The 12913-nt window shown below is 56.6% G+C and carries 8 protein-coding genes; all 8 read right to left on the bottom strand.

Annotated features, from left to right (window positions below):
* Positions 1 to 129: 129 nt before the first annotated feature.
* On the bottom strand, positions 130 to 1224 hold the full coding sequence (locus HMPREF1986_RS08405) for a prephenate dehydrogenase/arogenate dehydrogenase family protein (protein WP_021774404.1): 1095 nt from the start codon (positions 1222 to 1224) through the stop codon (positions 130 to 132).
* On the bottom strand, positions 1221 to 2504 hold the full coding sequence (locus tag HMPREF1986_RS08400; protein WP_021774403.1) for a DUF1015 domain-containing protein: 1284 nt from the start codon (positions 2502 to 2504) through the stop codon (positions 1221 to 1223). The genes HMPREF1986_RS08405 and HMPREF1986_RS08400 overlap by 4 nt, the downstream gene beginning before the upstream one ends.
* A 15-nt stretch (positions 2505 to 2519) precedes the next feature.
* Complete coding sequence (locus HMPREF1986_RS08395) at positions 2520 to 3698, bottom strand: phosphoglycerate dehydrogenase (RefSeq protein WP_021774402.1); 1179 nt, start codon at positions 3696 to 3698, stop codon at positions 2520 to 2522.
* Entirely contained in the window at positions 3695 to 4780 is a 1086-nt protein-coding gene (serC, locus tag HMPREF1986_RS08390; protein ID WP_036599848.1) for a 3-phosphoserine/phosphohydroxythreonine transaminase, read from the bottom strand. The genes HMPREF1986_RS08395 and serC overlap by 4 nt, the downstream gene beginning before the upstream one ends.
* 68 nt (positions 4781 to 4848) lie before the next feature.
* Positions 4849 to 9351 (bottom strand): PolC-type DNA polymerase III, encoded by a 4503-nt coding sequence (locus HMPREF1986_RS08385; protein WP_021774400.1) that lies wholly within the window; start codon positions 9349 to 9351, stop codon positions 4849 to 4851.
* A gap of 3 nt (positions 9352 to 9354) precedes the next feature.
* Positions 9355 to 10413: a flavodoxin-dependent (E)-4-hydroxy-3-methylbut-2-enyl-diphosphate synthase gene (ispG, locus tag HMPREF1986_RS08380; protein ID WP_036599996.1), complete on the bottom strand. Its 1059-nt coding sequence runs from the start codon at positions 10411 to 10413 to the stop codon at positions 9355 to 9357.
* A gap of 129 nt (positions 10414 to 10542) precedes the next feature.
* Entirely contained in the window at positions 10543 to 11733 is a 1191-nt protein-coding gene (locus tag HMPREF1986_RS08375; protein WP_021774398.1) for a M50 family metallopeptidase, read from the bottom strand.
* Complete coding sequence (dxr, locus tag HMPREF1986_RS08370) at positions 11730 to 12884, bottom strand: 1-deoxy-D-xylulose-5-phosphate reductoisomerase (protein ID WP_021774397.1); 1155 nt, start codon at positions 12882 to 12884, stop codon at positions 11730 to 11732. Before dxr ends, HMPREF1986_RS08375 begins: the two co-directional genes overlap by 4 nt.
* Positions 12885 to 12913 lie beyond the last annotated feature (29 nt).

Below are 12913 nucleotides of genomic sequence, written 5' to 3'. Positions count from 1 at the left end.
GAATATACTTCGGAGCTCCGATATGGTTAGTATAAGCTAACATATCTGCAGATACAATACTGTTTTTTCCCTCTGGGGTCTTTTCGAATCTTTTCCCGTCAGATGATCCGATTCCGTCAGATAATCCGATTATTTTCTCAGGTCATAGCGATATCGTTCGAGTACAGTAAGAGCCTTCTCCATAGCCTCCTCCTCATAGAAGGAGATCCGGAGCGCTCCCTCGCCGTGGTCCCTCGCATTGTTGATCCCGATATTTTTGATGGAAATCCCCTTCGAGGCCAGGATCACGGAAATCGTGGAGATCGCTCCGACCTCATCCTCGATATCGACGGAAAAGCTGTAATCCGGACTCAGAGCCCCGCGGTTTTGCGAGCTCAGAGCATCCCGATAGCTGCGGGAGCTCTCAAAGAGTGAAAGGAGTGAGAGCTCCCTCCTCTCCCCCTTAAGATGGAGAGAGAGTGCGGAGAGCGAAAGGATATAGCGGTCCAGGACTTCGGAGAGAGGCCCGGCATTGCTCTCGCAGATCTGCTCCCAGAGCGGCGGACTTGAGGATGCGATTCTCGTAACATCCCGAAATCCCCCGGCGGCAATCCGCATCATGAGCTTTTTCTCATCATCGGACTCTCTCACAAGATTCACAAGGGAGCTCGCGATCAGATGCGGAAGATGGGAGACCGCCGCAACCGCCCGGTCGTGCTCCCGGAAGTCGGAGAGGATCGGAATGGCGGAGAGGAGAGAGCTGAGCTTAGAGAGCTTTTCGCTGAGCTCAGGATGATCCTCCGAGATCGGGCAGAGGATATAGTAGGCATTGGAGAAGAGGTAGTCCGTGCTCGCGCGGTAGCCGCTCTGCTCCGAGCCCGCCATGGGATGCCCCCCGATGAAGCAGTGGGAAAGCTGAAGCGCTATCGCCCTCTCGCAGATCTCCGTCTTCGTGGACCCGACATCCGTGAGGACCGCCCCCTCCTTTAAAAGAGGAGCCAGCTTCTCCAGGAGAAGCACGTTATCCCGGACCGGGGCGCAGAGAAAGACAAAATCACAGTCCGCGATAGGCTCTGCGTCCGGCCGATCCAGGATGAGATTCAAGATCCCCTCCTCCTGGGAGAGCTCAAGCTCCGAGCGATTTTTCGAGAAGGCCATGATCCGAAGCTCCGGATCCCTTTTCCGAAGTCCCTTTGCGATAGAGCCGCCGATCAGGCCGAAACCGATAAATGCGATCGTTTTCATGCTTCTTCCTTTCCGGAGATATCGTGAATAAAGAGCCCGCTCCGAAGCTTCGGCTCAAACCAGGTGGATTTCGGCGGCATGAGAAGCTCTGCGTCTGCCACACAAAGGAGCTCTTCCATAGAGGTCGGAAAGAGCGTAAAGGCGGCGGCCATCTCCCCGCTCTTTACCGCTTCCTCGAGCTCTCCCGCACCCCGGATCCCTCCGACAAAGCGAAGTCTTTTGCTCACTCCGGGATCCTTGATCCCGAGGATTTTGTCGAAGACAAAATCCTGTAAAAAGGAGACGTCCAGACTGTGTACGGGATCTTTTCCCCGAAGCTCCTCCCTCGCGCGAAGCCGATACCAGCCCCCCGGAAGGAAAAGGCCGAAATCTCCTCTCGAAGCGGGAAGGACCGCCCCCTTTTCCGATCTCTCGAGGGAAAAGAACGGGGAGAGCGCGCGGAGAAAGGCAGCTTCATCCATGCCGGAGAGATCTCCGAGAAGCCGGTTATAGGGGAGGATGCGAAGCTCCTCTTCGGGAAAAAGGACGGAGAGAAAGAAGTTGAACTCTTCTCTCCCGCTGTAGTCCGGCTGCTCCCTCCGCATCTCCTCCGAGACCCTGACGGCGCTCGCCGCACGGTGATGTCCGTCCGCGATATAGCTTCTTTCGATAGGAGAGAAGGCCTCCTCCGCCGCCCGGATCTCCTCCTCCCGATCCAGGCGGTAGACGCGGTGTCGTATGCCGTCTTCCGATACAAAGTCGAAAAGAGGACTTCTCTTCTTCCACTCCGAAAAGAGAAGCCTGAGCTCTTCGCTCTCCCGAAAGCAGAGGAAGATCGGACCGGTCTGCGCCCTACAGGCACGGATATGCCGGACCCTGTCCTCCTCTTTTTCTCTTCTGGTATTTTCATGCCTTCGGATCCGTCCAAAGAGATAGTCGTCCACCGAGGATAAGCCCACGATTCCGGTCTGGCTGTGGAAGGGCATGAGGGGGAAGAGCTCGCCCGATACCACCGTCTCCTCGTAGAGATAGAGGACGGGCCTCTCCTCCTGCAAAAAGACGCCCTCCCTCCTCTCCTTTTGAAAAAGCTCCCTCGCTTTTTCATAGGCATCGTCGGAGTAGATCCCGGCTCCCGGAGGAAGCTGTGTCTCCGGGCGATCAATATTTAAAAAGGACAGAGGGCGCCCGGAGACCTCTCTCCTGGCCTCCTCCGAGGTATAGACATCGTAGGGGAGCGCCGCGACCCTTTCCGCGAGCTCCGCCCTCGGGCGGACGGCGCGAAATGCTCTCAGAACCGCCATGCTTTCCTCCCTTCGCTATGCCCCTTTATTCTCCGAGACGAGGCGGAAGCGGATGATCCCCTCTATGGCCTCGAGCTCTCTCACATCGCTCTCCTCCACGGGCTTTCCGAGATCGAGAAGTGTGTAGGCGAAGCCGCCCCGTCCTCTGTTTAGCATGTTCTCGATATTGATCTCTCTCCTTGCGAGTACGGCGGTGATCTGTCCCAGCATATTCGGGATATTTTTATGGAGGAGCGCGATCCGCTCCCTGCTCTGGCAGATCCCCATGTCGCAGTCCGGATAGTTTACGGAGTTTCGGATGTTTCCGTTGTCGATATAGTCCATGAGCTCCTTGACCGCCATCACAGCGCAGTTCTCCTCCGCCTCCTCCGTAGAGGCGCCAAGATGAGGGGTGATGACGGCGTGCTCCATCCCCATGGAGACGGGGTTTGCAAAGTCCGAGAAATAGCAGCGGACCTTTCCCTCCCCGAGAGCTCTGTCCATCGCTCGCTCATCCACGAGCTTATCCCGGGAGAAATTCAGAAGAATCACACCGTCTTTCATGGAGCGGATCTCCTTCTCCCCGATCAGGCCGGGATTTTTCTCCGTGAGGGGGACATGGAGCGAGATGAAGTCCGATTTTTCGCAGAGCTCCGCGAGGGAGGAGGCATGGCGGATCTCCCGGGAGAGCCGCCACGCGCCGTTTACAGAGAGGTAGGGATCATAGCCGTAGACGATCATCCCGAGGGAGGAGGCGGCATTTGCGACCTCCGCTCCGATCGCGCCAAGCCCGATCACTCCGAGACTCTTCCCGCGGATTTCCGAGCCGACGAATTTCTTTTTCCCCTGCTCCGCGGCCTTTTGGATCTCCTCTTCGGGGGAGAGGGTGCGGAGCCAGTTCGCGGCGGAAAGGACATTTCGGGATGCCATGACGAGGGCGCAGAGCACGAGCTCCTTCACGCTGTTCGCATTTGCGCCCGGCGTATTGAAGACGACGACTCCCTCTTCTGCATAGCGCTCCAGTGGGATATTGTTCACACCGGCGCCCGCCCTTGCGACGGCGAGCACCCGCTTTGGAAGTACGAGCTCCTTCATGTCCTTGGATCGGACGAGAACGCCGTCCGCCCGATCCAGCTCCTCCGTGAGAGCGTAGCTTTCGCTCAGGCTGTCCGTGCCTCGCTTTGAAATCGGATTCAGGCAGTTCAGATATCTCATGCTCTTCTCTCCCTCTCTTCAAAATCTCTCATAAAGCGGATCAGCTTTTCCACTCCGGCCCTGGGCATCGCATTATAGATGCTCGCCCTCATTCCGCCGACCGTCCGGTGTCCCTTCAGATTCTCAAGTCCCTCCGCCTTTGCCTCCTTCACGAATTTCTCGTCGAGTTCCGGATCCCCCGTCACAAAGGTCACATTCATGATGGAGCGGTCTTTTTTCGTCACGGGATTACGGAAGAGGCGGCTCTGATCCAGAAAATCATAGAGGAGCTTCGCCTTTTCCACATTGATCTCCCTCATGGCGGAAAGGCCGCCCTGCTTTTTCAGCCACTGAAAGACCTTGCCGCAGATGTAGATATTGTAGCAGGGGGGAGTATTGTAGAGAGAAGCGCTCTCACTGTAGGTTTTGTAATCGAGCATCGTCGGAGTCTCCGGGAGCGCTTTCCCGATGAGCTCCTCCCGGATAATCGCGATCGCCATCCCGGCCGGCCCCACATTTTTCTGGACTCCGCCAAAGAGAAGCCCGAAGGGACGGACATCGAGAGGCTCCGAGAGGAAGCAGGAGGAGATATCGGAGACGAGGATCTTACCCTTTCCGTCCGGGATGCTGTGAAAGGCCGTCCCGTAGATCGTATTGTTCATGCAGTAATAGAGGTAATCGGCATCCTCCCGAATCGGAAGGTCGCTGCAGTCCGGGATATAGCTGTAGCATTTGTCCTCACTGGATGCGACGGCCCTCGCATCCCCATAGCGCTTCGCCTCCGAGAGGGCCTTTTTGGCCCACTGCCCGCTCACGATATACTCGGCCTTCCGATGAACCATGAGATTCAAAGCCGCCATGGCGAACTGCACATGGCCGCCCCCCTGGATGAAGAGAACGCGGTAGCTTTCGGGGATATCCATGAGCTCCCTCAGATCCCTCTCCGCCTGCTCTATAATCTCGCGAAACATCGAGGATCGGTGGCTCATCTCCATGACGGACATCCCATGCCCCCGGTAGTCCAGCATCTCCTCCGAGGCCTCCCGGAGGACCTCCTCCGGGAGCATCGCGGGCCCTGCGCTGAAATTATAAACTCTTCTCATATCGCTTCCCCCTTTCATGACTTTTACTTATGATAAAACAGGGAAGCGCTTTTATCAAGTGCCCGGCATCATATCTTTAAATCAAAAATGGAGAGTTGGTTGGAGCTTGGGATATCTCCGAGGAGACCGAGCTCCGAGAATTTATCCGCGAAGGCCCTCGGACAATGGGTGCGGTTTAAAAAGTCGTCCTTCGAGAGAAAGGCCCCCTTCCTGGCCCCCTCCTCGATCCCGAGCGCCACGGCCTCCCCGAGTCCCGCCATACAGTTAAAGCTCGGCATGATTTTCCCGTCCCCCGTGATCTGGAAGTCCTTTGCCCTTGCCCGATAGATATCGATCGGCGCGAACTCGATCCCCCTTGCGTACATTTCCTCGCAGATCTTCATATCCCGGAGGCAGACGGACTCCGTCGCCGTGGGACGCTCGATCTCCTGGTAGAGCTTGATATAATAGCGGAGCTTGTCAAGACCAAAGCACATCTTGTCGTAGTCGAAGCCGTCCGCCCGGATCGAGTAGTAGGCGGCGTAGTATTCCCTCGGGTAGAAGACCTTGCAGTAGGCCACTCTCCAGGCCATCATGACATAGGCCGCGGCGTGCGCCTTCGGAAACATGTATTTGATCTTTTTGCAGGCGTCGATATACCACTGGGGGACACCGCGCTTTAGCATGTCACTGCACCACTCCTCCTTCAGGGGCTTATGCTTCCTCGTGGCCTCCATGATGGAGAAGCTCTCCCCGGGGTCCATGCCCCTGTGCATGAGGTAGACCATAATATCATCCCGGCAGCAGATCGCATCCTGCAGTGTCGTGACACCCTCCAGAATCAGATCCTGGGCATTATTCAGGTAGACATCCGTCCCGTGGGAGAGGCCGGAGATCCGGATGAGATCCGAGAAATACCTCGGCTTTGTGTCCTCCACCATCTGCATCGCGAAGGAGGTCCCGAACTCCGGGATGCCGAGGCAGCCGAGCCGCACGCCCTGGATGTCCTCGGGGCGGATCCTGAGCGCCTCCGTGGATCGGAAGAGGCTCATGACCTCCGGAGAATCCAGCGGGATATCCTTCACCGGGTCGATCCCGGTCAAATCCTGGAGCTTTCGGATCATCGTGGGATCATCGTGCCCCAGGATATCGAGCTTTAGGAGGTTATGGTCGATCTTATGGTAGTCAAAATGCGTGGTGATGATGGGGGAGCCAAGATCATTTGCGGGGTGCTGCACCGGAGTGAAGGTATTGATCTCCTCCCCGTGGGGGAGGACGACGATGCCCCCCGGGTGCTGCCCCGTCGTCCTTCTCACGCCGACGCAGCCCTGGACCATCCTCTCGATCTCCGCCCCCCGCTTTATGAGATTTCGCTCCTCATAATATTTCTTCACCATGCCGTAGGCTGTCTTGTCGGCTAAAGTGCCTATGGTCCCCGCCTTAAAGGTATGTCCCTCTCCGAAGATCTCTCCGGTATAGGCGTGCGCCTTCGCCTGGTACTCCCCGGAGAAGTTCAGATCGATATCCGGCTCCTTGTCTCCGTTAAAGCCGAGGAAGGTCTCAAAGGGGATGTCGAAGCCCCAGCGGTTCAGCTCTGCACCGCAGTGCGGGCACTTTTTCTTGGGCATGTCACAGCCCGCCATCCCGGAGAAGGCCTTTACCTCCGGGGAGTCGAAGTCACTCCAGTAGCAGTCCGGGCAGACATAATGCGGAGGAAGCGGGTTTACCTCCGTGATATGCGCCATCGTCGCGGCAAAGGAGGAGCCGACGGAGCCCCGGGACCCGACGAGATAGCCGTCCTCATTGGACTTGTCGACGAGCCTTTGCGCAATGATGTAGAGGACGGAGTAGCCGTTTGAGATGATGGATCGAAGCTCTGTCTCAAGCCTCTCCTCCACGATCCTCGGAAGGCTGGGACCATACATCTTATGGGCGGTCTCGGAGCAGATTCTCCGAAGCTCCGCGTCGGAGTCCGGGATCACGGGAGGACACTTGTCCGGGCGGACCGGCTCTATGAATTCACACATATCCGCGATCCTTTTCGGATTTTCAATTACGACCTCCTTCGCCTTGTTCGGCTCCAGATACGAAAATTCCGAGAGCATCTCCTCCGTATTCCGAAAATAGAGGGAGGCATCGCTCTCCTCCTCTTCGAAGCCCCGCCCCGCCATGATGATCCTTCGGTAGATATCGTCCTCCGGCTCGATATAGTGGCAGTCACAGGTCGCACAGACCGGCTTCCCAAGCTGCTCCCCGAGAGAGAGAATCTTCCGGTTATAGGCGATGAGATCCTCCCGGCTTTTTGCGGAGTAGCGATCAGAGCCCAGCATAAAGGCATTGTTTCCCAGGGGCTGAATTTCCAGATAATCGTAGAAGGATGCGATGGAGAGAAGCTGCTCCTCCTCCGCCCCCCTGAGGATCGCCTGAAAGAGCTCCCCCGCTGCGCAGGCCGATCCCAGAATCAGCCCCTCCCTGTACCTTTTCAAAAGGGATTTCGGGATCTTCGGATTTTTCCGGAAATACTTAAGATGCGATTCCGAGATCAGGCGGTAGAGGTTGATGCGGCCGATATCATTTTTAGCGAGAAGGATGCAGTGAAAGCTCGGGAGCTTCCGCACATTGGCCTCATAATCAAAGAGGAGACTGTCGATCTCCGACAGTTTTTTGACACCGCGCTCTCTGAGGAGAGAAAGCTCCTTTTGATAGATCTCCGCCGTCGCCTCGGCATCATCCACCGCCCGGTGATGATTCAAAAGGCTGATTCCGAGCTCCTTTGCGACGGTGTCGAGCTTAAAGCGGTTCAGCTTCGGAAGGAGGAGACGCGAAAGTCCCACTGTGTCCACGACAGTGGGATCATAGGAAAGACCCAGGCGCCTTGCGTTTTCGCGGATAAAGCCCGTGTCAAAGTCCGCATTGTGCGCAACAATCACAGCGTCCCCGCAGAAGGAGAGGAATTCCGGGAGAAGCTCCTCGATCGTCCTCTCTCCGATCACCATGGAGTCGTCGATGGAAGTGAGCTGCGTGATCCGAAAGGGGATCGGAATTTCGGGATTCACGAAGACATCCATCCGATCGCAGATCTTTCCCTCTCTGAGCTTCACCGCGCCGATCTCTATGATTTTATCCGTCTGCGGATGGAAGCCCGTGGTCTCAATATCGAAGACGACAGTCTCCGAAAAGAGCTCCTGCCCTCTGTCCCTCTGCACTATGGTCTTAAGATCGTCGACCAAATAACCCTCCAGGCCGTAAATCAGCTTAAAATCCCTTTCCTTCCCGAGCTTTTTCAGATGGGAGGCCGCATCCGGAAAGGCCTGCACGACGCCGTGATCCGTGATCGCCATCGCATCCATGCCAAAGGAAAGCGCCGTATCGATGTAGTCGTTCACATCGGATACGCCGTCCATATCGGACATCTTCGTGTGGAGATGGAGCTCTACCCTCTTCTCCTTCGCGCTGTCCGTCCGCTTCTTTTTCTGAAACTCGTACTTTTTGATGCCGCTTAGATGGGAGAGCTCAAGCTCCCGGTCAAAGCTGTCGTACTCGATCATCCCTTTTGCGAGGATTCCCTTTCCGACCTGTAAAAAGGCCCGCGCCTCCGGGAGATCCTCCTCTTCCACAAAGATTTTGGAGGCGATGGAATCCGTTTCATCCGTAAAGCGAAAGCTCAGTATGGTCTTTCCGCTTTTTGTGCTGCGCTCCTCGACCGTGAAGATGCGTCCGCAGAGCACGACCATCCCGCTCTCCTCCCTAAGCTCCGACATCGGAGTCGGCTGCTCCGAGAAATCTCTCCCATAGAGAACATCCTCGGATTCGGAGCGCTTAAAAGGAAATTTCCTTCCCTTTCGCAGGCCGTCCGATGAGGAGGCGCTGTACTCCCCCTTTCCGCCCTCTCCGGGGAGGATCCGAGAGGAAGGCGCTTTCTTTTCGGGAAGCTCAGGCCTTCTCGAACGAGGAGAAGTACTCTGAGACTTCTCCGGGCGGGAATCCGTCTTTTGAGACGCGCCTTTTGGCATGTTTTCCGGAGGAAGATAGGGTAGCTCTTTTCCTTGCTCCTTCCTGTCTTTTTCTCTCTCCTTCTCCTCTCTCTCTTCTTTCTCCTCATAGGAGAGGAGCAGGCGAAAGGGAAGGCCGCAGCGCTCGGAGAAAAGCTTATCCAAGATATAGCGGAGTCGCTTCTCGGAGCGGAGATAGAGGGAGAGGGCCGGAACGCTGAGTCTCAGCGTTTCCTCATCCTCCCAGGAGATTCTTCCGCTGCAAAGCATATTGTATAGAAGGATGTCATAGTCCTTTAGCTCCGAGAGAATGGAGCCTGAATAGAGGCTGTAGAGAGCGCGGGATGTGTACTGGGCGGAGAGGCGAAAGCGCTCCATGATTCGGACCTCGATCCTTTTCCCCGGAAAAAGCTGCCTTCGGATCGCCTGCTCCGCCTCTCTCACCCGCTCCTTTTCGATGAGATGCGGGCTTTCGATATAGATCCGAAGAAGGGATCTGTCCCGGGAAAAGGTGACGCGGCGGACCAGCACATCCTGAAACAGGCCCTCGGCCTCTCCGGAGAGCTCCAGCTCCTCAAAAACCTCAAAAAAGCGTTTCATTTCTCAAAGTCTCTCCATCTCCCTCCGGAGCGCCGCAAGAAGCTCCGCCTCCGGGACCTTCCGAAGGATCTCTCCGTGCCGGAACAAAATCCCATAGCCCTTTCCGCCCGCGATTCCGATATCCGCTTCCCGTGCCTCCCCGGGTCCGTTCACGACGCAGCCCATGACGGCTACCTTGAGATCCTTCTCCTCAAATTCCTCCGCCATGCTCTCGACCTCCCCCGCAAGACGGATGAGGTCAATGTTGGTCCGCCCGCAGGTCGGGCAGGAGACCACCGTGACACCGCTCTTTCTCAGTCCGAGCGTTCGGAGGATCAGCTTTGCGGATTTCACCTCCTCCACGGGATCCGCGGACAGGCTCACCCGCACGGTGTCCCCGATCCCCCTGGAAAGGATCATGCCGAGACCGACGGCGGACTTGATATTCCCCGACCAGAGCGTCCCGGCCTCGGTGATTCCGACATGGACAGGATAGTCTGTCCGCTCGGAGATCAGGATATGTGCCCGTTCTGCGATGAGAACATCCGAGGATTTGATGGAGACCACAAGCTTGTCATAGCCCATGCTCTCTATAAGGCTGAGCTTATCCAGCGCGGAATCCACAAGTCCCTCCGCCGTCACACGGCCCCCGTACTTCTCAAGGAATCTTTTTTCGAGGGAGCCGGAATTCACCCCCACCCGGATCGGGATCCCTCTGTCCTTTGCGCAGTCGACGACCGCGCGCACCTTTTCCTCTCCTCCGATATTTCCGGGATTGATGCGGATCTTATCCGCCCCCTCTTCCATCGCAAGAATCGCCATCCGGTAGTCGAAGTGGATATCCGCTACGAGGGGGAGAGAGACCTCCCTTCGGATCTCTCCGAAGGCGAGCGCCGCCTCCCGGTCCGGTACAGTGAGGCGGACGATCTGACAGCCCGCTCTCTCCAGTCTTCGGATCTGCTCGATGCTCCCATGCACATCCTCTGTCTTTGTATTGCACATGGACTGAATGGCGATCGGGTTCCCCCCGCCGATTTTTAGATTCCCGATCCGGATCACCTTCGTTTTTTCTCTCGCCGTCACCGCTTTGCTCCTCCCCTTTGCTCTATCTTCTTTGCCTTCTTCCGGAAAAGCTCTTCCGCTCCCCTTTTCTTTCCCTTTTCCCTCCGAAATATTTTTCACAAAAAGGGAGAAGCTGCTCCCCTTCCGAAGTCAGCCGATATTTCGGTAGGCTCCGTTAAAGAGGTTTACTATGTCATTTAAGAAGATCAGCGCCATCAGAAGGAGGAGAACGATCATGCCGATCCGATTGATCGTCTCCTCGACTTTCGGATTGAGCCTCTTCCTGCTGATCATTTCCAAAAGGATAAAAAGGAGCCTTCCCCCGTCGAGAGCCGGTATCGGAAGGAGGTTCATGACGGCGAGATTCGCGCTCAGCATGATGCAGAGATTTAAGAGGACGAGGAAGGCATTGAAGAGTCCATAGCGGGTGGACTGCTCCACCGTATCCCCGATCACGGTCACGGTCCCCACCGGTCCCATGAGCTCATTCCTCCGGATCCTTCCGCGAAAGAGAAGCTGAAGACTGTCGAAGACCACGACGACATTGTAGCGAAGCTCCTGATAGGCATAGAGGAGGGAATCTCCGACCGTCTCCGGCCGGACTCTCTTTCCGGAGAATTCCAGGCCCAGGCGGTATTTCCCGCTCTCCTTATCATACCAGGGGCTGAACTTCATCCTCTCCTCCTGTCCGTTCCTTTGGCAGCGGAGCTCCAGGACGGAATTCTCCTTTATGGAATCCGAATGAAGATAGAGCCAAAGATAGAGCTCCCGGAAGGTTTCAATCCTTCGGAAGCGTTTCCCGTCCAGCGATATGCCGCTCAGAAGATCTCCTCTCTCAAAGCCCGCGCTCTCCGCGGAGGAACCGGGCTGCGCGGCATTGATGACCGGCCTGTCCATACCGCTGAAGTGGACGACAAAGAGAGCGAGGAGGAAGGCGAGGAGGAGGTTATGAAAAACACCGCCAAAGCAGATCAGAAAGCGCTGCCAGCCGGGGCGATTCTGGAAGCTTCTCCGGGAAAGCTCGGATTCCCGGTAGCGGACTCCGTCGAAGTCAATCCAGGGGTCCTCCTCTTCCCTTTCTTCCTCGATGATCTCCCCTTCCGCAGTGCTGAAATCCCCGGAGCCCGCGCTGTCCTCTCCGAGCATCGCGCAGGAGCCCCCGAAGGGCAGAAGCTTAAGGCTGTACCTTGTATTTCGAAAGACCCGGGAGATAAGCCTCGGGCCCATGCCGACAGAGAACTCCAATACGCCGACGCCGCAGGCCTTCGCCATAAGAAAATGTCCGAGCTCATGGAAAAAGATCAAAAACCCCAACGCAAGAATCGCAACGATAATACTCAAGCTCTACCCTCTTTCCTTTTTCTGACAAATTCCCTCGCCCATCTCTCCGCCTCCAGGATCTCCGAAAGATCGGGATTGGGAAGATAGCCTTCCTCGTGGGCGCGCATCGCCTCTTCCACAAGCTCCGCGATCCTGAGAAAGCCGATTTCTCCTCTGAGAAAGCTCGCGACCGCCTCTTCATTTGCGGCGTTGTAGATCGTCGGAAGGGATCCTCCCCTCTTTCCCGCCTCTATTCCCCAAAAAAGCCCCCGGAAGGTCTCCGTGTCCGGTCTCTCAAAGTGGAGACAGGAAAGAGCGGCGAAATCCAGCCTCGCCGCCGGAAGAAAGCGCCGGGACGGCGCATAGAGCGCGTATTCGATCGGGATCCTCATATCCGCAGCGCCGAGCTGGGCCTTCACGGAGCCGTCCTTGAATTGAACCGCGGAATGGATGATGCTCTCCGGCTGGATCAAAACCGTGATCTTCTCCGGCGGCACGGAAAAAAGCCACTTTGCCTCGATAAATTCCAGTCCCTTATTGATCAGTGTCGCGGAGTCAACCGTGATCTTCCGTCCCATGGACCAGTTCGGATGCTTCAATGCATCCTCCTTTGTCTTATTTTTAAGCTCCTCTCTCTTCAGCCCGCGGAAGGGTCCGCCGCTCGCCGTGAGCAAAATCCTCTCCAAAGACTCCGGATCCTCTCCCATTAAGGACTGCCAGATCGCAGAGTGCTCGGAATCGATCGGCCGAAGCTCCGTGCGGCATTCCTTTAGAAGCGGCATGATGAGATGCCCCGCGCAGACCAGAGTCTCCTTGTTTGCGAGGAGGATCCTCTTCCTCTTCCGTATCGCTGCGATCGTGGGCTCAATACCGATCATCCCCACCAAAGAGACCAGGAGATCATCAAAGTCCTCCATCTCCGAGAGCTCGATGAGCCCCTCCATGCCGCTGAGTACGCGGACAGGAAGGCCGAAGGAGGAAAATCTCTCGGCCGCCTCCCGCTCAAAAACGCAGACCGCCTCCGGGCGGAAGCGCTCCGTCTGCTCCCGGAGAAGGGAAATGGAGGAGCGGACTGCAAGGCCGGAGATCCGAAGCTCCGGGTCCCTCGCTATGACATCGACTGCCTGCCTCCCGATGGATCCGCTGGATCCCAGTATCACGATATTTCTCATCCTCTTTCTCCCATGTCCCTCTCTTTCTC

The organism is Oribacterium sp. oral taxon 078 str. F0263, from assembly GCF_000469565.1.
Taxonomy (GTDB): Bacteria; Bacillota; Clostridia; order Lachnospirales; family Lachnospiraceae; genus Oribacterium.
This window is presented reverse-complemented; position numbering and strand designations above follow the sequence as displayed.